Annotated in this window: 21 protein-coding genes and 1 tRNA gene; 9 read left to right on the top strand and 13 right to left on the bottom strand. The window is 64.8% G+C overall.

Annotation, left to right across the window (positions count from 1 at the left end; all coding sequences use genetic code 11):
• Positions 1-4 precede the first annotated feature (4 nt).
• The 10 genes from KY389_RS07865 to pyc all read right to left on the bottom strand — a co-directional run bounded on the left by KY389_RS07865 (position 5) and on the right by pyc (position 9,718).
• Positions 5-400, bottom strand: a complete 396-nt coding sequence (locus tag KY389_RS07865) for a DUF5333 domain-containing protein (protein ID WP_219830348.1) — start codon at positions 398-400, stop codon at positions 5-7.
• Between the two features lie 101 nt (positions 401-501).
• Complete coding sequence (gene nuoF / locus KY389_RS07860) at positions 502-1,797, bottom strand: NADH-quinone oxidoreductase subunit NuoF (protein ID WP_219830347.1); 1,296 nt, start codon at positions 1,795-1,797, stop codon at positions 502-504.
• A 27-nt stretch (positions 1,798-1,824) separates the two neighbouring features.
• Positions 1,825-2,034, bottom strand: coding sequence for a DUF5337 domain-containing protein (locus KY389_RS07855; protein ID WP_219830345.1), 210 nt, complete (start codon positions 2,032-2,034; stop codon positions 1,825-1,827).
• Positions 2,031-2,306, bottom strand: coding sequence for a hypothetical protein (locus tag KY389_RS07850; RefSeq protein ID WP_219830343.1), 276 nt, complete (start codon positions 2,304-2,306; stop codon positions 2,031-2,033). The genes KY389_RS07855 and KY389_RS07850 overlap by 4 nt, the downstream gene beginning before the upstream one ends.
• Positions 2,307-2,337: 31 nt before the next feature.
• On the bottom strand, positions 2,338-3,246 hold the full coding sequence (gene nuoE, locus KY389_RS07845) for an NADH-quinone oxidoreductase subunit NuoE (RefSeq protein WP_219830341.1): 909 nt from the start codon (positions 3,244-3,246) through the stop codon (positions 2,338-2,340).
• Entirely contained in the window at positions 3,246-4,490 is a 1,245-nt protein-coding gene (locus KY389_RS07840) for an NADH-quinone oxidoreductase subunit D (RefSeq protein ID WP_219830339.1), read from the bottom strand. Before KY389_RS07840 ends, nuoE begins: the two co-directional genes overlap by 1 nt.
• Entirely contained in the window at positions 4,487-5,107 is a 621-nt protein-coding gene (locus tag KY389_RS07835) for an NADH-quinone oxidoreductase subunit C (RefSeq protein WP_219830337.1), read from the bottom strand. The genes KY389_RS07840 and KY389_RS07835 overlap by 4 nt, the downstream gene beginning before the upstream one ends.
• A gap of 2 nt (positions 5,108-5,109) precedes the next feature.
• Positions 5,110-5,643: a NuoB/complex I 20 kDa subunit family protein gene (locus tag KY389_RS07830; RefSeq protein ID WP_219830336.1), complete on the bottom strand. Its 534-nt coding sequence runs from the start codon at positions 5,641-5,643 to the stop codon at positions 5,110-5,112.
• On the bottom strand, positions 5,634-5,951 hold the full coding sequence (gene ndhC / locus KY389_RS07825) for an NADH-quinone oxidoreductase subunit A (protein WP_246588023.1): 318 nt from the start codon (positions 5,949-5,951) through the stop codon (positions 5,634-5,636). The genes KY389_RS07830 and ndhC overlap by 10 nt, the downstream gene beginning before the upstream one ends.
• A 332-nt stretch (positions 5,952-6,283) precedes the next feature.
• A complete protein-coding gene (gene pyc, locus KY389_RS07820) occupies positions 6,284-9,718 on the bottom strand; it encodes a pyruvate carboxylase (protein WP_219830334.1) in 3,435 nt (1,144 codons plus the stop codon).
• Between the two features lie 230 nt (positions 9,719-9,948).
• Between pyc and uvrA the strand changes: the two genes are divergently transcribed.
• Positions 9,949-12,801 (top strand): excinuclease ABC subunit UvrA, encoded by a 2,853-nt coding sequence (gene uvrA, locus KY389_RS07815; protein WP_219830333.1) that lies wholly within the window; start codon positions 9,949-9,951, stop codon positions 12,799-12,801.
• On the opposite strand, the gene KY389_RS07810 is transcribed toward uvrA, so the two are convergent.
• Entirely contained in the window at positions 12,785-13,834 is a 1,050-nt protein-coding gene (locus KY389_RS07810) for a DUF5671 domain-containing protein (protein WP_219830332.1), read from the bottom strand. The genes uvrA and KY389_RS07810 overlap by 17 nt on opposite strands.
• Before the next feature lie 157 nt (positions 13,835-13,991).
• Between KY389_RS07810 and KY389_RS07805 the strand changes: the two genes are divergently transcribed.
• The 7 genes from KY389_RS07805 to KY389_RS07775 all read left to right on the top strand — a co-directional run bounded on the left by KY389_RS07805 (position 13,992) and on the right by KY389_RS07775 (position 19,547).
• Positions 13,992-14,066, top strand: a tRNA-Gly gene (locus KY389_RS07805).
• A gap of 194 nt (positions 14,067-14,260) precedes the next feature.
• Positions 14,261-15,118, top strand: coding sequence for a pantoate--beta-alanine ligase (gene panC / locus KY389_RS07800; RefSeq protein WP_219830331.1), 858 nt, complete (start codon positions 14,261-14,263; stop codon positions 15,116-15,118).
• 35 nt (positions 15,119-15,153) lie between these two features.
• The gene (gene panB, locus KY389_RS07795; RefSeq protein WP_219830330.1) at positions 15,154-15,963 is read left to right on the top strand and encodes a 3-methyl-2-oxobutanoate hydroxymethyltransferase; all 810 of its coding nucleotides are present in this window, start codon (positions 15,154-15,156) and stop codon (positions 15,961-15,963) included.
• A gap of 9 nt (positions 15,964-15,972) precedes the next feature.
• On the top strand, positions 15,973-16,617 hold the full coding sequence (lipB, locus tag KY389_RS07790) for a lipoyl(octanoyl) transferase LipB (RefSeq protein ID WP_219830329.1): 645 nt from the start codon (positions 15,973-15,975) through the stop codon (positions 16,615-16,617).
• Between the two features lie 111 nt (positions 16,618-16,728).
• Positions 16,729-17,169, top strand: a complete 441-nt coding sequence (locus KY389_RS07785) for a c-type cytochrome (protein WP_219830328.1) — start codon at positions 16,729-16,731, stop codon at positions 17,167-17,169.
• A gap of 186 nt (positions 17,170-17,355) precedes the next feature.
• Positions 17,356-19,032 (top strand): cytochrome c oxidase subunit I, encoded by a 1,677-nt coding sequence (gene ctaD, locus KY389_RS07780; protein WP_219830326.1) that lies wholly within the window; start codon positions 17,356-17,358, stop codon positions 19,030-19,032.
• Positions 19,033-19,046: 14 nt separating this feature from the next.
• Positions 19,047-19,547, top strand: a complete 501-nt coding sequence (locus tag KY389_RS07775) for a DUF2244 domain-containing protein (protein ID WP_219830325.1) — start codon at positions 19,047-19,049, stop codon at positions 19,545-19,547.
• Positions 19,548-19,565: 18 nt separating this feature from the next.
• On the opposite strand, the gene KY389_RS07770 is transcribed toward KY389_RS07775, so the two are convergent.
• Together KY389_RS07770 and KY389_RS07765 are read right to left on the bottom strand one after the other, a co-directional pair.
• Positions 19,566-19,754, bottom strand: coding sequence for a DUF3008 family protein (locus tag KY389_RS07770; protein WP_219830324.1), 189 nt, complete (start codon positions 19,752-19,754; stop codon positions 19,566-19,568).
• A 50-nt stretch (positions 19,755-19,804) separates the two neighbouring features.
• A complete protein-coding gene (locus tag KY389_RS07765; RefSeq protein WP_219830323.1) occupies positions 19,805-20,266 on the bottom strand; it encodes a GatB/YqeY domain-containing protein in 462 nt (153 codons plus the stop codon).
• Positions 20,267-20,426: 160 nt separating this feature from the next.
• On the opposite strand from KY389_RS07765, the gene carA reads away from it, so the two are divergent.
• Complete coding sequence (gene carA, locus KY389_RS07760; protein ID WP_219830322.1) at positions 20,427-21,575, top strand: glutamine-hydrolyzing carbamoyl-phosphate synthase small subunit; 1,149 nt, start codon at positions 20,427-20,429, stop codon at positions 21,573-21,575.
• Positions 21,576-21,594 lie beyond the last annotated feature (19 nt).

Genomic DNA, 21,594 nt, shown 5'->3' with positions numbered 1-21,594 from the left:
ATCCTTACCTGGCACTCAACAGCGATCCGGCGACCGTCTGCCGTGCGATTTCGTCCCGCCCGAGGCGGCAAAACGTGTCGGGCTGGCCGTTCACCACGCCATTGGCGCGCATGTAGCGGTCGGCCTCTGCGTAGATGCGCTGACGCTGTTCCCGATCGCCCAGAAACGCGTCGATCTCTGCCTCGCTGTAACCTTGGTCCAGCGCGTGGCGCTTGAGCGCGCGCGCCTCGCGGAAGGCGCGCACCATGCGCGCATCCAGCGTTGGACAGCCCCGGCGCAGCACGTCTGCCACGCGCGCCTGAACAAGGCGGTCAATGACATAGGTGTTCTCGGACAGGGGCTCCAGGGCAGCGGCAGGGGTGGCGGCCAGCAGGGCAGCAGCGATCAGAGGGCGAAACATGGCACGGTCCTTTCGATGGGTTCGAGCCCCCACATAAGCACCGGACCGGGTTTTCGCCCGACACGAGCGCGTGCGCGTCGCGTGATATGCCGCCCCCTGGATCATTCCGCCGCCAGCGCCCCCATGCGCCCGGTCTTTCTGGCTTTCAGCCGGTCCTCGATCTCGCCGCGGAAGTTGCGGATCAGGCCCTGGATCGGCCAGGCGGCCGCATCGCCCAAGGCGCAGATCGTGTGACCCTCGACCTGCTTGGTCACGTCCAGCAGCATGTCGATTTCCTCGATCTCGGCCTCGCCGGTGACCAGACGCTCCATCACGCGCATCATCCAGCCGGTCCCCTCACGGCAGGGCGTGCATTGTCCGCAGCTTTCGTGCTTGAAGAACTTGGACAGACGCCACACGGCCTTGATGACATCGGTGGACTGATCCATCACGATCATGCAGGCAGTGCCGAAAGAGGATCGCAGCTCGCGCATCCCGTCATAATCCATGATGGCGTTTTCGCATTGCTCGGCCGTCAGGATCGGGCATGAGGCGCCGCCGGGGATCACCGCCTTGAGATTCTTCCAGCCGCCGCGCACGCCGCCGCCATGTTTTTCGATCAGCTCGCGCAGCGGGATCGACATGGCCTCTTCGACGACGCAGGGGGCGTTCAGGTGGCCGGTCAGGCCGAACAGCTTGACGCCGGCATTGTTCGGACGCCCGAAGCTGGCGAACCATTCCGGCCCGCGACGCAGGATCGTCGGCACCACTGCGATTGATTCGACGTTGTTCACCGTGGTCGGACAGCCGTAAAGACCAGCGCCCGCCGGGAAGGGCGGTTTCATGCGCGGCATACCCTTCTTGCCTTCCAGGCTTTCCAGCAGCGCGGTTTCCTCGCCGCAGATATAGGCGCCAGCGCCGTGGTGCAGGTAGAGGTCGAAATCCCAGCCCGAACCGCAGGCATTGCGGCCCAGAAGGCCCGCATCATAGCATTCGTCGATCGCGGCCTGCAGGGCCTCGCGCTCGCGGATATATTCGCCACGCAGATAAATATAGCTGACATGCGCGCCCATGGCAAAGCTGGCGATCAGCGCACCCTCGATCAGGGTATGCGGATCGTGGCGCATGATCTCGCGGTCCTTGCAGGTCGCGGGCTCGGATTCGTCAGCATTGATCACCAGATAGCTGGGACGCCCATCCGATTCCCTGGGCATGAAGGACCATTTCAGACCCGTGGGAAAACCCGCCCCGCCCCGGCCGCGCAACCCCGAGGCCTTCACCTGCTCGATGATCTTGTCGCGTCCGCGCGAGATGATCTCGGCGGTGCCATCCCAATGGCCGCGCTTTCGTGCGCCGGCCAGGCTGCGATCGCCCATCCCGTAGAGGTTGGTGAAAATGCGGTCCTGGTCCTTCAGCATCCGTTCCTCGATCCTCTCATCCGGGCGTCACGCATTCCTGCGCCGCCAGATACGCCAGGTCACAAGAAGCGACCAGACAAAAGCGCCGATGGCGGCAAGATCGACCAGAAAGGCCCATCGCGCCGCCAAGTCAAATTCTCGGCCAAGCATCTGCATGCCCAGCCAGGCCACCATCGTGACCGCGATCACGATGCCCACAAGCCGCATCTGCTGCGCATCACGCTGTTCGGGGGTCATTGCGCACCCTCCGATTGCGCGGCCTGCGTCACCGTCACCAAAAGGACATGGGCAGTGCCAACCTCAGCAGGAACGGTCCGGGGACAGACCTCGCCATCCATGCCCGTCTGGCCTGCGTGGCTCAACAAGACCGGCAGCCCCGACAGAATGATCGCCAGCATCGCGCCCGGAAGCAGAGACGCCGGCCAGCCGAAAAGCCCAAGCGACAAGACTGCCAGCACCCCGCCAAGGGCGCCGAAGATGCCGCATGTGCTGCGCGTCGCGCGGTTCATCGCCTTCTCCTGCTACCGGGCCTCGATCCGATTATCCGTCCTTCTGTGCCGCCTGCTCGTCGTCGCGGATGCCTGCCGGCTCGCGCGCCGATACTGGGCGGGCGGCAGAGGAAGCCTGCGCCTCCTGCACGGTCACGCCAGTCTTGTCGGCGGGTTTGCCCTCGGACGGTTTGGGATCGGCCTCGGGGACAGTGTTTTCACCCTCACGGTCATCGGCGGCCGCCTCGGGACGCTTGCGCTCCAGCCACTTGGTCAGGATCGGCACTTCGGTTCCGTCGATCCGCTTGAGCGTTTCGCCCAGTTTGCGGGCCAGCGCCACGCTGGCATTCGCGCTCTCGTCCCTCGCCTCATTGGCAAGGCTGGTCAGCCCCGTCGCAGGCTCCGAGGCAAAGCGGCCGGTCTGCGAGCCCGGCAGCGGAACCTCGCCCGCCGACATGCGGTCGATCAACGCTTCGAGACTCTCGGGCGTCAGATCCTCGTAATAGTCCTTGCCGATCTGGGCCATCGGTGCATTGGCGCAGGCGCCCAGACATTCGACCTCTTCCCAACTGAACTTGCCGCAGGGCGACAAGGTGTGCGGCGTCGGCGCAATCTTGCGCTTACAGACCTCGATCAGCGCCTCGGCGCCGCAGATCATGCAGGTCGTCGTGCCGCAGATCTGGATATTGGCCACTGTTCCAACAGGTTGCAGCTGGAACATGAAGTAGAACGTCGCCACTTCGAGCGCCCGGATATAGGGCATACCCAGCAGATCGGCGCAATATTCGATGGCAGGACGGGACAGCCAGCCCTCTTGCTCCTGGGCGCGCCACAGGACCGGGATGATCGCCGATTGCTGGCGGCCTTCCGGGTATTTGGTCATCTGCGCCCGCGCCCATTCCAGGTTTGCGGGGGTGAATTCGAAACTGTCCGGCTGGACGGGGTGCAGGCGGCGCAGCATCAGCGGTCAACCTCTCCGAAGACGATATCCTGGGTGGCAATCAGCGCGGGCACATCGGCCAGCAGATGACCCTTGGCCATCCAGTCCATGGATTGCAGATGCAGGAAGCCCGGCGCCCGCAGCTTGACGCGATAGGGCCTGTTCGTCCCGTCGCTGACCAGATAGACGCCGAATTCGCCCTTGGGCGCCTCGACTGCGGCATAGACCTCGCCTGCCGGAACCTTGAAGCCCTCGGTATAGAGCTTGAAGTGGTGGATCAGGCTTTCCATGTCGCGCTTCATGTCGCCGCGCTTGGGCGGGGCCAGCTTGCCACGCGCCAGCACGTCGCCCTGCCCCGCCGGTTCGCGCAGCTTGGCGATGGCCTGCTTCATGATCGACACCGACTCGCGCATCTCCTGCATCCGGCACAGGAAGCGGTCGTAGCAATCGCCATTCGTGCCGACCGGGATCCTGAAGTCGAATTCGTTGTAGCACTCGTAGGGCTGGGCGCGGCGCAGATCCCAGGCCATGCCCGAACCGCGCACCATCACGCCCGAGAAACCCCAATCCAGCGCATCCTGCTGAGTGACTACGCCGATGCCGACCAGACGCTGTTTGAAGATGCGGTTTTCGGTCAGCAGCGTATCCAGATCATCCAGCACCCGGGGGAATTTCTCGCACCAGGCTTCGATATCGTCGATCAGGTCGGGCGGCAGATCCTGATGAACGCCGCCGGGGCGGAAATAGGCCGCGTGCAGACGCGCCCCGCAGGCGCGTTCGTAAAAGATCATCAGGTCTTCGCGCGCCTCGAACCCCCAGAGCGGCGGCGTCAGCGCCCCCACGTCCAGCGCGCCCGTGGTCAGGCCCAGCAAATGGTTCAGGATGCGCCCGATCTCCGAGTAAAGCACCCGGATCAGACTGGCGCGGCGCGGCACGACCGTGCCGGTCAAACGCTCGATCGCCAGACACCAGGCATGTTCCTGGTTCATGGGCGAGACGTAATCCAGCCGGTCGAAATAAGGCAGGTTCTGCAGGTAGGTGCGGCTTTCCATCAGCTTTTCGGTGCCGCGATGCAGCAGCCCGATATGCGGATCGGCACGTTCGACCACCTCGCCATCCAGTTCCAGCACCAGACGAAGCACGCCATGCGCCGCGGGGTGCTGCGGGCCGAAATTGACGCTGAAGTTCCGGATGCGCTGCTCGTCGGTCAGAAAATCCGAGGTGCCGTCATCATAATCTTTCTTGCGGATGTCGCCGTCCATCATTTCGCGGCCCCTTTCTCGTCGCCGGGCAGGACGTAGTGCGCGCCTTCCCAAGGCGACAGGAAATCGAATTGGCGGTATTCCTGCACCAGCTTGACAGGCTCATAGACGACGCGCTTCTCGGTCTCGTCATAGCGGACCTCGACATAGCCGGTCGTCGGGAAATCCTTGCGCAGCGGATGTCCGGTGAAACCATAATCGGTCAGGATGCGGCGCATGTCCGGATGCCCGGTGAAGAGGATGCCGAACATGTCGAACACCTCGCGCTCGAACCAGTTGGCCGCGGGGAAGATGCCCGTCAGAGAGGGCATCATCTCGTCCTCACGGATCGCCACCTTCACACGGATGCGCTGGTTCTGATACATCGACAGCAGGTGATAGACCACGTCGAAGCGCTGCGGACGCGCCGGGTAATCGACCGCCGTGATGTCCACCAGCGTCGAGAAGCGGCAGGCGCTGTCGCCGCGCAGGAACTCGATCAGGTCAAGAATGCCCGCCGCGGTGGCGGTCACGGTCAGTTCGCCATGCGCGGTGCCTGCGTCGATGACCTGGTCGGGACGGCGCAGCTTGATGTGTTCGGCCAGTTGATCCAGCGCGTCGAGATCGGGATAGACGGCCATCATTACCTCACCAGCGTGCCGGTGCGCCGGATGCGGCGCTGAAGTTGCAGGATGCCGTAAAGCAGCGCCTCGGCAGTCGGCGGGCAGCCGGGGACGTAGATGTCCACGGGCACGATCCGGTCGCAGCCGCGCACCACGGAATAGCTGTAATGGTAATAGCCGCCGCCATTGGCGCACGACCCCATGCTGATGACATAGCGCGGCTCGGGCATCTGATCATAGACCTTGCGAAGCGCGGGTGCCATCTTGTTGGTCAGCGTCCCCGCGACGATCATCAGGTCGGATTGGCGCGGGCTGGCGCGCGGCGCAGTCCCGAAGCGCTCCAAGTCATAGCGGGGCATCGAGGTGTGCATCATCTCGACCGCGCAGCAAGCCAGCCCGAAGGTCATCCAGTGCAGCGAGCCGTTGCGCGCCCAGTTGATGATGTCCTCGGTCGTGGTCAGCAGGAAGCCCTTGTCCTGCAATTCGCGGTTCAGCGCGGCGGTCGCGACCTCGCGATCGGGACCGGCCGTATTCGCCCCAGCCATCACGCCCATTCCAAGGCCCCTTTCTTCCACTCATAGGCAAAGCCGATGGTCAGCACGCCCAGGAACACCATCATCGACCAGAACGCCGTATCGCTGATGTTCGACAGGCTGACGGCCCAGGGAAACAGGAAGGCGACTTCCAGATCGAAGATGATGAACAGGATGGCGACAAGGTAGAAGCGCACGTCGAACTTCATCCGCGAGTCGTCAAAGGCGTTGAAGCCGCATTCATAGGCGCTGACCTTCTCGGGGTCCGGGTTGCGGACCGCGATCACGATGGCCGAAAGCAGCAATATCAACGCGAGCGCAGCAGCCATCCCCGCAAAGACGAGGACGGGCAGATAATCCTGCAGAAGATTTTCCACGGGCTTGATCCCCTTGTCGGTCGCGGGGATCTTGGCTTCCCCCGCGACGGGTTGGCTGAGTGCCGTTTAGACCCGGCAGACATCCGGGTCAACGGGCGCGAAAGGCTGTTTCCGCGTCGAATTGGACCATGATCCGGGTGATGGGGCAGCCCGGACGGCGTGACGGGCATCAACCCCGGAACGGGGTGATGCCCACGAATATGGGGCCTTGCGCAGTGTCGTTCCAGCCCGGCGGCGCCCTGTCGGGGCCGACATCTTGTCGCAATCGCGCCGGCAGGCCGCCGTCAGTCGATTTCGACCAGAAGATCCTTGGCGTCGATCTGCTGGCCAGGAGCGACATGGACGGCCTTGACCGTGCCCTCGCGCTCGGCATGGATGCCGGTCTCCATTTTCATCGCCTCGATCGTCAGCATCAGATCGCCCTGACTGACCACCTGCCCCACCGTCACCGCGACCGAGGCCACGACGCCCGGCATTGGCGCGCCGACATGGCCAGGATTCGTCGAATCCGCCTTGGGGCGCGCCGCAGCGCCGCCGCCCGCCTTGCGGTTCGGCACGCGGACCTGCCGAGGCTGGCCGTTCAACTCGAAGAAAACCTTGACCTCGCCCTTCTCGTCGGTCTCGCCAATGGTCAGCAACCGCACCTCCAGCGTCTTGCCGGGGTCGATCTCGACGCTGATCTCCTGCCCTGGCTCCATCCCGTAGAAAAAGGCGCGGGTCGGCAAGGTGCGGACCGGGCCGTAGATCTCGTGGCGGGCCATGTAGTCGGTGAAGACCTTGGGATACATCAGGTAGCCGTTCAGATCCTCGTCGTCGATGGCGCGACCGTCCAGCATCTGGGACAGCTTGGCGCGCTCGGCCTCGAGGTCCACGGGCGGCAGATGCGCGCCGGGGCGATCGGTGATCGGGGTCTCGCCCTTCAGCACCTTGCGCTGGATCGCCTCGGGCCAGCCGCCGGGGGGCTGACCCAGATTGCCGCGCATCATGTCCACCACCGATTCGGGGAAGCTGACTTCGCGCGCGGGATCGGCCACGTCCTCGGGCGTCAGGTTCTGCGCGACCATCATCAGCGCCATATCGCCCACCACCTTGGACGAGGGCGTGACCTTGACGATGTCGCCGAACAGTCGGTTCACATCCGCATAGGCCTGCGCGACCTCGTGCCAGCGATCCTCGAGCCCCATCGAACGCGCCTGAGCCTTGAGGTTGGTGAACTGCCCGCCGGGCATCTCGTGCAGATAGACCTCGGAGGCCGGCGATTGCAGGCCCGATTCGAAGGCCGCGTAACCCTCGCGCACGCGTTCCCAGTAATTGCTGATCGCGCGGATGGCGCCGATATCGAGGCCCGTGTCGCGATCGGTCTGGGCCAGCGCCTCGACCACGCTGCCCATCGTGGGCTGACTGGTATTGCCCGACAACGCATCCATCGCGCAATCGACGGCGTCCACCCCGGCCTCGGCCGCGGCCAGAATCGTCGCGCCGCCCATGCCGCTGGTGTCATGCGTGTGGAAATGGATCGGCAGCCCCACTTCCTCTTTCAGCGCCTTGATGAGGACGCGCGCAGCCGCCGGCTTCAGCAGCCCGGCCATGTCCTTGACACCCAGCACATGCGCGCCCGCAGCCTTCAGTTCCTGCGCGGTGCGGAGATAGTATTTCAGGTCATACTTGGACCGGTTCGGGTCCAGCATGTTGCCGGTGTAGCAGACAGTGCCCTCGCAGATCTTGCCGCTTTCAAGGACGGCATCCATCGCGACGCGCATGTTCTCGACCCAGTTCAGGCTGTCGAAAACGCGGAACACGTCCACGCCCGTCCTGGCCGCCTGCTTCACGAAGAACTGCACCACATTGTCGGGATAATTCGTGTAACCCACCCCGTTCGACCCGCGCAACAGCATCTGCGTCATCAGGTTCGGCATCTTCGCGCGGATGTCGCGCAGCCGCTGCCAGGGGCATTCCTGCAGGAAGCGGTAGGCCACGTCGAAGGTCGCGCCCCCCCAGCATTCCACACTGAACAGCTGCGGCAGGTTCGCGGCGTAGGATGGCGCCACGCGGATCATGTCGATCGAGCGCATCCGCGTGGCCAGCAGCGATTGGTGCCCGTCGCGCATGGTGGTGTCGGTGATCAGCAACCGCTTCTGCGCGGCCATCCAATCGGCCACTGCCTGCGGGCCCTTCTCCTCCAGCAACTGGCGCGTGCCGGGCACGGGTTCGGCCAAAGGCGCGGGCGGTTTGGGCGCGACCGCCTGAGCGGGCGGCCGGGGGCGGCCCGCCGTCTCGGGATGCCCGTTGACGCTGATATCGGCCAGATAGGTCAGGATCTTGGTCGCCCGGTCCTGCCGCTTCTTGAACTCGAACAGTTCTTCGGTCGTGTCGATGAACCTGGTCGTATAGCTGTCATCCAGAAAGGCAGGATGCTTCAGCAGGTTGATGACAAAGTCGATATTGGTGGAGACGCCCCGGATGCGGAATTCGCGCAAGGCCCGGTCCATCCGCTTGATCGCCTGATCGGGCGTCTGCGCCCAGGCCGTCACCTTGACCAGCAGCGAATCGTAATAGCGCGTGATGACGCCACCGGAATAGGCCGTGCCGCCATCGAGGCGGATGCCCATGCCCGTGGCGCTGCGATAGGCCGTGATCCGCCCGTAATCGGGGATGAAGTTGTTCTGCGGATCTTCGGTCGTCACACGGCATTGCAGCGCGTGGCCGGACAGGGTGATGTCCTCTTGCCGGGCATGGCCGGTTGCCTCGGCCAGGGTCGCGCCCTCGGCGATCCTGATCTGGGCCTGGACGATGTCGATGCCGGTGACCTCCTCGGTCACGGTATGCTCGACCTGCACGCGGGGGTTCACCTCGATGAAGTAGAACTGGCCGCTGTCCATATCCATCAGGAACTCGACCGTGCCGGCATTCTGATAGCCGACCGCCTTCCCGATCTTCAGCGCCAGGCCGCAGACCTCGGCGCGCTGCGCATCGGTCAGATAGGGCGCTGGGGCGCGTTCCACGACCTTCTGGTTGCGCCGCTGGACGGTGCAGTCGCGCTCAAACAGATGGTAAAGCCCGCCATGCATGTCGCCCAGCAGCTGCACCTCGACATGGCGGGCGCGCTGGATCATCTTTTCCAGATAGCCTTCGCCATTGCCAAAGGCCGCCTCGGCCTCGCGTCGGCCCTCGCGGACCTTCTCGACCAGTTCATCGGGGTTGTTGATAGGCCGCATTCCGCGCCCGCCGCCGCCCCAGCTGGCCTTCAGCATCAGCGGATAGCCGATCTCGGCGGCCTGACGCTTGATGGCGTCGAAGTCGTCGCCCAGCACCTCGGTCGCGGGGATGACCGGAACGCCTGCCTCGATCGCCACGCGCCGGGCGCTGGCCTTGTCGCCAAGCGCGCGCATCGTGTCGGCGCGCGGGCCGATGAAGGCAATGCCCGCCGCGCCGCAGGCATCCACGAAATCGGGGTTTTCGGACAAGAGACCATAGCCCGGATGGATCGCGTCGGCGCCCGATTCCCTGGCAACCCGGATGATTTCAGGAATGGACAGATAGGCCGCGACCGGGCCAAGCCCTTCACCGATTCGATAGGCCTCGTCCGCCTTGAAGCGGTGCAGACTCAGCTTGTCCTCCTCTGCAAAGACCGCAACCGTTTTCTTGCCCAGTTCATTGGCCGCGCGCATGACGCGAATCGCGATTTCGCCCCGGTTGGCAATCAGGATCTTGTTGAACATGGCCGGCCCTCTTGCTTTCACGCGCAGCACCTTAGCGGTGCTGCGATGCGGCGCAAGCGTTTGCGTTAACGTCGCGCGATGATTTCCCCAGGCCGGGCAAAGCCGCGACATGGGCAGGCCAGGATGGGGCGACAGCGCGGCCCGCAAGAAGTTCTCCCTCCGTTCGCATCTGGAACTTGCTTTTCGCCCGCGCGTCCCTATGTCATGCGGCTGATCACCGGGGACAGGGCATGGAACAGAAGTTCATCGAGGTGCGCGGCGCGCGCGAGCACAACCTCAAGGGTGTGGATCTGAACATCCCGCGCGACAAGCTGGTGGTCATCACCGGGCTGTCAGGGTCGGGCAAGTCGTCGCTGGCCTTCGACACGATCTACGCCGAAGGCCAACGCCGCTATGTCGAAAGCCTGTCCGCTTATGCGCGTCAGTTCCTCGACATGATGGGCAAGCCCGACGTGGACCACATCTCGGGCCTCAGCCCCGCCATCAGCATCGAGCAGAAGACGACCTCGAAGAACCCGCGTTCGACCGTGGGCACCGTGACCGAGATCTATGATTACCTGCGGCTGCTGTTTGCGCGCGCGGGCACGCCCTATTCGCCCGCGACCGGCCAGCCCATCGAGGCGCAGCAGGTCCAGGATATGGTCGATCGCATCATGGCCCTGCCCGAGGGCACGCGCGCCTATCTGCTGGCCCCCGTCGTGCGCGACCGAAAGGGCGAATACCGCAAGGAATTCATGGAGTTGCGGAAGTCCGGCTTTCAGCGCGTCAAGGTCAATGGCGAGTTCTTCGAACTGGACGAACCGCCCAGCCTCGACAAGAAGTTCCGCCACAATATTGATGTCGTCGTGGACCGGATCGTGGTCCGCGAGGGGCTGGAGACGCGGCTGGCCGACAGCCTGCGAACCGCGCTGGATCTGGCCGATGGCATTGCCATCCTCGAGACCGCCGAGGAGAACCCGCAGCGCATCACCTTTTCCGAGAAATTCGCCTGTCCGGTCAGCGGCTTCACCATCCCCGAGATCGAGCCGCGCCTGTTCAGCTTCAACGCACCTTTCGGCGCCTGCCCGGTCTGCGACGGGCTGGGGGTCGAGCTGTTCTTTGACGAAAGGCTGATCGTCCCCGACGCTGCATTGTCGGTGGACAAGGGCGCCATTGCCCCTTGGGCCAGGTCGAAATCGGCCTACCTTACGCAGACGATCAATGCGCTGGCCAGGCATTACGGTTTCGACAAGAAGACCCCCTGGAAGGATCTGCCCGAGAACGTGCGGCAGATGTTCCTGCATGGCTCGGGCCAGGACGAGATCAGGTTCCGCTTCGACGATGGCGGTCGCGTCTATGAGATCAGTCGCGTTTTCGAGGGCGTGATCCCCAACATGGAACGCCGCCTGCGCGAATCGGACAGCCAATGGGTGCGCGAGGAATTCGAGCGATACCAGAACAACCGCCCCTGCGGAGCCTGTGCGGGTTATCGCCTCAAGCCCGAGGCCCTGGCCGTCAGGATCGCGGGCGTCCATATCGGCCACGTGGTCGAGCTTTCCATTCGCGACGCGCTTGACTGGGTCCGCGCCGCCCCTGACCACCTGTCGAAACAGAAGAACGAGATCGCCGCCGCGATCCTCAAGGAAATCCGCGAAAGGCTTGGTTTTCTTGTGAATGTCGGTCTGGATTACCTGACCCTGTCGCGCGCGGCGGGCACCCTGTCGGGTGGGGAAAGCCAGCGTATTCGGCTGGCCAGCCAGATCGGCAGCGGCCTGACCGGGGTTCTTTACGTCCTGGACGAACCCTCGATCGGGCTGCACCAACGCGACAATGACCGCCTGCTGGCCACGCTGATGAACCTGCGCGATCAGGGCAATTCGGTGCTGGTGGTCGAGCATGACGAGGACGCGATCCGGCACGCCGATTACGTCTTTGACATGGGGCCGGGCGCAGGCGTGCATGGCGGCACGGTGGTCAGCCACGGCACCCCGGCCGAGATCGCCGCCGATCCGGCCAGCCTGACCGGCCAGTATCTGTCCGGCGCGCGCGAAATCGCCGTGCCGACCAGCCGGCGCAAGGGCAACGGCAAGAAGATCACCGTGGTCAAAGCCAGCGGTAACAACCTCAAGGACATGACCGTAGAATTTCCGCTTGGGAAATTCATCTGCGTCACCGGCGTCTCGGGCGGGGGCAAGTCCACGCTGACCATCGAGACGCTGTTCAAGACCGCATCCCTGCGTCTGAACGGTGCCCGCCAGACCCCCGCCCCCTGCGAGACGATCAAGGGGCTGGAGCATCTGGACAAGGTCATCGACATTGACCAACGCCCCATCGGCCGCACGCCCCGGTCGAACCCCGCGACCTATACCGGCGCCTTCACCCCCATTCGCGACTGGTTCGCGGGCCTGCCCGAATCGAAGGCCCGCGGCTACAAGCCCGGCCGCTTCAGCTTCAACGTCAAGGGTGGGCGCTGCGAGGCCTGTCAGGGCGATGGCGTCATCAAGATCGAGATGCACTTCCTGCCCGATGTCTATGTGGAATGCGAGACGTGCAAGGGCAAGCGCTACAACCGCGAAACGCTTGAGGTGCAGTTCAAGGGCAAATCCATCGCCGACGTGCTGGACATGACCGTCGAGGACGCCCAGACCTTCTTCGCCGCAGTCCCCTCGATCCGAGAAAAGATGGACGCGCTGATGCGGGTGGGTCTTGGCTATATCAAGGTCGGCCAGCAGGCCACGACCCTTTCGGGCGGCGAGGCGCAGCGCGTCAAGCTGTCCAAGGAACTCAGCCGCCGCTCGACGGGCCGCACGCTCTACATCCTGGACGAGCCGACGACCGGCCTCCACTTCGAGGATGTCCGCAAGCTGCTGGAAGTGCTGCACGAGCTGGTCGATCAGGGCAATACGGTGGTCGTGATCGAACACAATCTGGATGTCATCAAGACCGCCGACTGGATCATCGACATCGGCCCCGAAGGAGGGGATGGCGGCGGGCGCGTGGTCGCCACAGGCACCCCCGAACAGGTTGCCCTGGTCGAAGCCAGCCATACTGGCCGCTATCTCGGCCCGCTGCTGCGGCGGGGGCGCGTCAAGGCCGCGGAATGACCCCCAACGCGTGATCGGGCGCAAGGATACCGCCGTCGGGCGGCATCAGCCCCGGCCCGGTCCGCGATTCGTCCAGCAAGGCCACGTCGCGGCAACCCGGCCCGGCAAGGGATGACCGGCTTGCCATCGCCTCGGACTCCATCTCGGCACAGACTCGCAGAATTCCGGGCCGCACCAATGCGATTCGGTAGGGCATCCCGGTCTGCCGATCCGCAAGATTCGGCAGATCGGGGCAGGTCTCGGTCGCGATGACAGGCGGCACCGCAACCCCCTCTTTCACAAGACACATCGCCTGCAGAGCGATCGCGTCCAGATCGGCCCATCGTTGCTGGTCGCGCCGCTCGGCCCGGCCCGCCGCGGGCCCGCCCGAGACCCAGATGCCCGCCACGACCATCGCCAGTGCCAGCCCGATCAGGCCGCGCGCTCCGACATCGGCACGCGCCATACCCGCGTCCAGTTCGCGCCGATAGACCAGCAGCGCCAGCAGCGAGACGACAACCACCACGGCGGCCTTCAGCGCGAAGCGCGCGGTCAGATCGCCCGATAGCAGCGCATGGACCACGGCGACGGCACTGCCCAGCAAGGCGGTCCCCGCCATAAATCCCGATGCCGCCGCAAGCCAGCGCCGCAGCCAGCCCGAAGCATCCCGCCGCAGGTGCAGCACGGCAAAGACCGGGGTCATCACCACAAGAACCGCGATCGGCCAGCCCATTTGCGTGGCGAGAGGCCAGTCCGACGACAGACCAGGCGTCGCATGTTCGGCCAGTTGGAAGCCAAGCTGGACCAGTTGCCAGCACAGTGCGACCAGCGCCAGAAAGCCCAAGCCATCCAACAGCGCCAAACCCGCCGCCCGCCCCGAGCCCGCGCGTGGCACGGGCGGCAGCCCCGGCTCGACATGCCATTCTGCCAGTCCGGCCTTGATCTGGCCCTCGCTCCAGCCCGCGGCACGCAAGGCGGCCGCCAGTTCTTCGGGCGGATGCCCTGCCGCCAACCCCGTCCTCAGAAACGCTTCCAGCCTGTCACTGTCACGCATTGCCTTGCCCCTCTCGTCCTGCACCACAGGCATCTCAGCCCGCTATCCGAAGCAAGCCAGATTTTTTTCGCATCAGGCGCGTTTTTGCCCTTGCAACCCCCCGCGCGCTTTCGTATCTCCCCGCTCACCGAAGGCGGACAGCCAAACGGTGCGGAGCGCGGGCGTAGCTCAGGGGTAGAGCATTACCTTGCCAAGGTAAGGGTCGTGAGTTCGAATCTCATCGCCCGCTCCAGAACAAAAAGGCCGAACCTTCGGGTTCGGCCTTTTGCTTTGCGCCCTGCTGTCCGGGTGGTGCCGCACGACGAAAACGCCGCGTCACAGGCCCCCGCCGGGGCGAAAAGCCCAAGGCCGCAGCGTGGCACCTTGCCCCGGCAAATGCCTGTCGCTAGGTTCTGCGCCACGCCGAGGGGGGCAGAGGATAGCGCCATGCAGATCATCCGCAGCACGCCCGAAATGCGGGCGATCCGGCAGGATTGGCGCCGGGACGGAGACAAGGTCGTGCTGGTGCCCACGATGGGCGCGCTGCATGACGGGCATCTGTCGCTGGTCGCGCGCGCGCGCGATTGGCTGCGCGAACAGGGCGGCGGCCGTGTCGTCACCTCGATCTTCGTGAATCCGACGCAGTTCGGCCCGAACGAGGATCTTGACCGCTATCCCCGCGACGAGGCCGGCGACCTGGCCAAGCTGACGGCAGTGGGTTGTGACGCGGTGTTCCTGCCGCAGGTCGCCGATATGTACCGCCCCGGCGCCCAGACCCATGTCGAGGTCGCGAGCCTTGGCCGGATGCTGATGGGCCGACTCAGGCCCGGTCATTTCCGAGGCGTGGCGACGGTTGTGACGAAGCTCTTCAACCTCGTGCAGCCCGATGCAGCGACCTTCGGCGAAAAGGATTACCAGCAATTGACGCTGATCCGCCGCATGGTCGTGGATCTGGACATTCCGGTGACGATTCTTGCCGTGCCCACGATGCGAGAGCCCGACGGCCTTGCCATGTCCTCGCGCAATCAGCGCCTGACGCCCGAGGATCGCGCGGCGGCCCCCGTTCTGGCGCGCGCGCTGGATCGCGGCGCCGCGTTGATCGTCCAGGGCGCGGGCGTGGCACGGGCCCGCCGCGCCATCCGAGAGACGCTGCGCGCCGAGCCGCGCGCCGACATCCGGTCCATCGACATCCGCAACGCCGACGACCTGTCGCGCGTCACCGACGCCACCCGCCCCGTGGTGATCCTGCTGGCCGTCCGCTTTGGCGACGTGCTGCTGATCGACCAGCGTGTGGCCCATCCCTGACCCGCGCCCCGGCGCATCCCTGGAAAGGCCAGCCCATGTCAGCGCAAGCCCCCGTCAAGCGGATCACCGTCCCGCAGATCGCCGCCCGCAAGGGCGACGTGCCCATTGTCGCGCTGACCGCTTACACCGCTCCGATGGCTGCGCTGGTCGATGCCCATGCCGATGTCATCCTTGTGGGTGACAGCCTCGGCATGGTTGTTCATGGCTTGCCTTCGACCATTGGCGTCACGCTGGAGATGATGATCCTGCACGGTCAGGCGGTGATGCGTGGCTCGTCCCGCGCGATGGTCGTGATCGACATGCCCTTTGGCAGCTACGAGGAATCGCCCGAACAGGCCTTTCGCAACGCCGCCCGCGTGCTGGCCGAAACCGGCGCGGCCGCCGTCAAGCTGGAAGGAGGCGCGCGCATGGCCGCCACGATCCGCTTCCTGGTCGAACGCGGCGTCCCCGTGATGGCCCATGTCGGCCTGACTCCGCAGGCCATGCTGGTCATGGGGGGCTTTCGCACCCAAGGCAAGGACCAGGCGACATGGGAGACGCATGTCGCCGATGCGGTCGCCGTGGCCGAGGCGGGCGCCTTCTCGGTCGTGGTCGAGGGCGTCTATGAGGGCCTGGCCGACCGAATCACCGGGGCGGTCGCGATCCCGACCATCGGCATTGGCGCAAGCGCCCGTTGCGACGGACAGATTCTGGTTCTGGACGACATGCTGGGCCTGTCCGGCCGCGTGCCGCGCTTCGTGCGCAAGTTCGGCGATCTTGGCCCCCGCGCCGACCAGGCGATCGCCGCCTATGCCGCTGCCGTGCGCGCCCGCAGCTTCCCCGCCGAAGCCGAGCTTTATCGCTAGGCGCGTGTCATGGTCGAATGGATCGCCACATCGGACTTGACCGATCATTCCGAGGCCGTGCGCGTGATGGAGGACCGCGTCGCCGCCATCCACGAGGGCCGCGCATCCGAGGCGATCTGGCTGGTCGAGCATCCGCCCCTCTATACCGCCGGAACAAGCGCCGATCCGCGCGACCTGCTGGACAGTCGCTTTCCGGTCCACCAAACCGGCAGGGGCGGCCAATACACCTATCACGGGCCTGGCCAGCGGGTCGCCTATGTGATGTTGGACCTGAACCGGCGCGGGCGCGACATTCGCGCCTTTGTCGGCAATCTCGAGGCTTGGGTGATCGACGCCTTGGCGCAGTTCGGCCTGCGGGCCGAGACCCGGCCGGGCCGTGTCGGGGTCTGGGTGCCCCGCCCCGACAAGCCCCCACTGCCCGACGGCACGATGCGCGAGGACAAGATCGCCGCCATCGGCATCAAGCTGCGCCGATGGGTCAGCTTTCACGGTATCTCGATCAATGTCGAGCCGGACCTGTCGCATTATGCAGGCATTATCCCTTGCGGAATCAGCGGCCACGGCGTCACCAGCCTGGTCGATCTGGGCCTGCCGGTGACGATGCAGGATCTGGATGTCGCGCTTCAGGCCAGCTTTGCCCGCGTGATGGGATAGCCGGCTGCGTCACAATGTCAGCGCTTGCGACTTATCGGTGGCTGGATTCGGCGGAGGCGACCTGTAAGGTTGCGCTGCGGGAGACCGCCTTACTGGTCTAGCGAGGACAAGATGAAACCAGCCATGATCGCCGCCCTGATGGGTGCAAGTCTCAGCCTTCCCGTCGCCGCTCTTGCCGGCGACGCGGCGGCGGGCGAATCAGAATACCGCAAGTGCCGCGCCTGTCACATGATCCAGGACGCGGACGGCAATGACATCGTCAAGGGCGGCGTCACCGGGCCGAACCTGTGGAACATCATGGGCCAGCCCATCGCCTCGGTCGAGGGCTACCGCTATGGCGAAGGCATCCTGGCCGCCGCCGCCGCCAATCCCGATCTCGTCTGGACCGAGGAGGAACTGGTGGCCTACATTACCGATCCCCAGGCTTGGGTGCGCGAGAAATCGGGCGACGCTTCGGCGCGCTCGAAGATGACGTTCAAGCTCAATCGCGGACAGGAAGACATCGCGGCCTACCTGACCAGCGTGTCTCCGGACGCTCCGGCGGCCGAGTGACGGACGGGCTGCGGCGTCCTGTCGCAGCCACGCATCGCCTCGCGCCCGGAAAGATGCAAGCCTGCGGGGCTATCGGACCCGTCAGACCATCGTGACGCATTGCCCGCTCGGGGTCTGTGGTCTAAAGAAAGCGTGATTATGCCGGTCTGCCAGGCCGGCCTGACGGAATCTTGAGGGAGTTCGGGTATGGCAGACGCAGCCGCACACGGCCACGGCGAGCACCATGACACCCGCGGGTTCTTTACCCGCTGGTTCATGTCCACCAATCACAAAGACATCGGTATTCTTTACCTTTTCACCTCCGGTCTTGCCGGCCTGATCGCGGTAGCCTTCACGGTTTACATGCGACTCGAGCTGCATGAACCGGGCGTGCAATACATGTGCATGGAGGGCGCACGCTTCTTCGCCGATGCGAGTCGCGAATGCACGCCCAATGGCCATCTGTGGAACGTGCTGATCACCTATCACGGCGTCCTGATGATGTTCTTCGTCGTGATCCCTGCCCTGTTCGGCGGCTTCGGCAACTACTTCATGCCGCTGCAGATCGGCGCGCCGGACATGAGCTTCCCGCGCATGAACAACCTCAGCTACTGGCTCTATGTGGCGGGCCTCCTGCTGGGTATCGCCTCGCTGCTGGCGCCGGGCGGCAACCAGCAGCTGGGTTCGGGCGTGGGCTGGGTTCTCTACCCGCCGCTGTCCACGAACGAGGGCGGCTATTCGATGGACCTCGCGATCTTCGCGATCCACGTCTCGGGTGCCTCGTCCATCGTCGGTGCGATCAACATCATCACCACCTTCCTGAACATGCGCGCCCCCGGCATGACGCTGTTCAAGGTGCCGCTGTTCGCCTGGTCGGTCTTTATCACTGCCTGGCTGATCCTGCTGGCCCTGCCGGTCCTGGCCGGTGCCATTACCATGCTGCTGATGGACCGCAACTTCGGCACGAACTTCTTCAACCCGGCCGGCGGCGGTGACCCGGTGCTGTATCAGCACATCCTGTGGTTCTTCGGCCACCCGGAAGTATATATCATCATCCTGCCCGGCTTCGGCATCATCAGCCACGTCATCGCGACCTTCTCGAAAAAGCCGATCTTCGGTTACCTGCCGATGGTGCTGGCCATGGCCGCCATCGGGATCCTGGGCTTCGTCGTGTGGGCGCACCACATGTACACCGTCGGCATGTCGCTGACCCAGCAGGCCTATTTCATGCTGGCCACGATGACGATCGCCGTGCCCACGGGCATCAAGGTCTTTTCCTGGATCGCGACGATGTGGGGCGGCTCGGTCGAGTTCAAGACGCCGATGCTCTGGGCCTTCGGCTTCCTGTTCCTGTTCACCGTGGGCGGCGTCACCGGCGTTGTCCTGAGCCAGGCGCCGCTGGACCGCGTCTATCACGACACCTACTATGTGGTGGCGCATTTCCACTATGTGATGTCGCTTGGCGCGGTCTTTGCGATCTTTGCAGGCATCTATTACTGGATCGGCAAGATGTCGGGGCGTCAATATCCGGAATGGGCGGGCAAGCTGCATTTCTGGATGATGTTCATCGGCGCGAACCTGACCTTCTTCCCGCAGCACTTCCTGGGCCGCCAGGGCATGCCGCGCCGCTATATCGACTATCCGGTCGAATATGCGTTCTGGAACGCGGTCAGCTCCTGGGGCGCCTATCTGTCCTTTGCCTCGTTCCTGTTCTTCATCGGCGTCGTGTTCTACACGCTGTTCGCGGGCAAGCGCGTGACCGAGAACAACTACTGGAACGAATACGCCGACACGCTGGAATGGACCCTTCCCTCGCCGCCCCCCGAGCACACGTTCGAGGAACTGCCCAAACGCGAGGACTGGGATCGCAGCCCGGCGCACTGAGGCAAGGCATCATCATGCCCTATGAATGGAAAGACGCGGCCCCGGATCAGACCGGGGCCGTTTTGCGTGAATTGCACCTGTGGCCGCATCGTTCGCTGCCGCGCAAAGGCTTCGTCTGGTTCATCGGGATAACGGCCGCCTTCGTCTCGCTGCCGCTTCTGGCGGTTCTGGGAACGGCGGTCCTGTGGGGGCTGTTGCCTTTCATGGCGCTGGCCGTGGGCGGAACCTGGTTCGCAATACAGCAAACCTATCGCAGCGGTCAGACGCATGAAGAACTGATCCTGGACCGGCAGATCCTGCGGGTCACGCGCCACGATCCAGGGCGGCCCGTGCGCGAATGGCAGACGAACAGCTACTGGGTCCGGGCGGGCCTTCGCAAGGGTCCGGTCGAAAACTATCTGACCCTGACCGATGGCCAGCGCGAGATCGAACTGGGCGCCTTCCTGACCCCCGAAGAACGCCGCGCGCTTTTTGACGAACTTACCCGTGCCTTCGGCAAACTGAAGGAGCCGTGACCGGCCCCTTCAATCGCTTCACGTATCGCTTTTACGTTCGGGCAAGTCGTCGTGGCTGGTCGAAGCCATCTCTTCCAGTTCAGCCTCGGTCATGCTGTCATACATGTCGCGCGAAGCGCCTTGCAGATCACTGACTTTCGTTTCGCCCCGCTTTGCCGACAGGGCGGCGCCTGCGGCGCGCTGCTGGGCCTTGGAACGCGCATCCATGGAAACCTCTTTCGCTGGTCCCATGCCAACGCGGAAAGGCGCCGATTGTTTCAGGCCAGAAGCCGATCCTTGACCAACGGGCCTGCCGCGGCAAAATCCATCTGCCCGGCATGACGTTCCTTCAGCGCAGCCATCACTCGGCCCATATCGCGGATCCCTGAGGCGCCCAGATCGGCGATGGCCGCGTCGATGGCGGCGCGGGTCTCGGCCTCGGTCATCTGGCGGGGCAGGAATTCCTGGATGATGCTGATTTCCTGCTCCTCCTTGGCGGCCAGTTCCAGCCGCCCGCCTTCCTCGTAGGCGCGCGCCGATTCCTGACGCTGCTTGACCATGCGCGACAGGATCAGGACCAGATCGGCCTCGGTCAGGGTGCCCTCGCCATCACCGCCCCGTGCCGCAATCTCACGGTCCTTGATGGCAGCGGCAATCAGGCGCAACGTGGACAAGCGGGCGCTGTCCTTGGACTTCATCGCCTGCCTGGTGGCGTCTTGCAGTCGGGCGCGCAGTTCCATGATCGGGTATCCTTGCTTCATGCTGGCCATGCCAGAACCTGCGCGACATAGGGCAAGCGCCCCCTCAGTTCAAGCCGGTGACAAGGCCCGGCCCTGCGGCGGGTTGACCTTGGGGGGCGCGCCCCCTATTCACCCGATGATTTCAGACCAGAGGTGCCCCATGGCCACGAAACCGACCGCCTGCCTGGTGCTTGCAGACGGCACAGTCTTTTATGGTCGGGGCTTCGGAGCCCCGGGCGAGGTTGTCGCCGAACTGGTCTTCAACACCGCCATGACCGGCTATCAGGAGATCATGACCGATCCCTCCTATGCCAGCCAGATCGTCACCTTCACCTTTCCTCATATCGGCAATACCGGCGTCACCCCCGAGGATGACGAGGCACAGGAACCGGTCGCGGCCGGCATTGTCGTTCGGTGGGATCCGACGCTGCCCTCGAACTGGCGCGCGACCGAGGCGCTGACCGTCTGGATGGCGCGGCGCGGCCGCATCGGCATCGGCGGCGTGGACACCCGCCGACTGACCCGCGCGATCCGCCAGCAGGGCGCGCCCCATGTCGTCCTGGCCCATCACCCCGAAGGGCTGTTCGACTTGCCCGCGCTGATCGCCAAGGCCCGCGCCTGGAAGGGTCTGGTCGGCCTGGACCTTGCCCGCGAAGTCAGCTGCGCCCAGAGCTATCGTTGGGACGAGGGTGCCTGGCACTGGCCCAGGGGTTTCGGACGCGCCGAGACCGGCAAGCCCTTCAAGGTCGTCGCGCTGGATTACGGCGCCAAGCGCAACATCCTGCGCTCGCTGGTGGCTCATGGCGCCGAGGTGACGGTCCTGCCCGCGACCGCCACCGCCGAGGACGTTCTGGCCCACGAACCCGAAGGCGTGTTCCTGTCGAACGGCCCCGGCGATCCGGCGGCCACGGGCGAATATGCCGTGCCGATGATTCGCAGCCTGCTGGAACGCGACCTGCCGATCTTCGGCATTTGCCTTGGCCACCAGATGCTGGCGCTGGCGCTTGGCGCCAGGACCGTCAAGATGAGCCACGGCCATCATGGCGCGAACCATCCCGTCCGCGACATCGAGACCGGGAAGGTCGAGATCACCTCGATGAATCACGGTTTCGCCGTCGATTCGCAGAGCCTGCCCAAAGGGGTGATCGAGACCCATGTCAGCCTGTTCGACGGCAGCAATTGCGGCATCCGCGTCGAGAATCGGCCAGTCTTTTCCGTCCAGCACCACCCCGAGGCTTCGCCCGGGCCGCAGGATAGCCTGTATCTGTTCCAGCGTTTTGCCGAGTCGATGCAGAACCGCCGCGCCTGAAACGGGAACAGTCATGGAA

It is taken from the genome of Paracoccus bogoriensis (assembly GCF_019431455.1).
GTDB lineage: Bacteria > Pseudomonadota > Alphaproteobacteria > Rhodobacterales > Rhodobacteraceae > Paracoccus > Paracoccus bogoriensis.
Note: the sequence above shows the minus strand (reverse complement) of the source record. Positions and strands in the feature narration are given on the sequence as shown.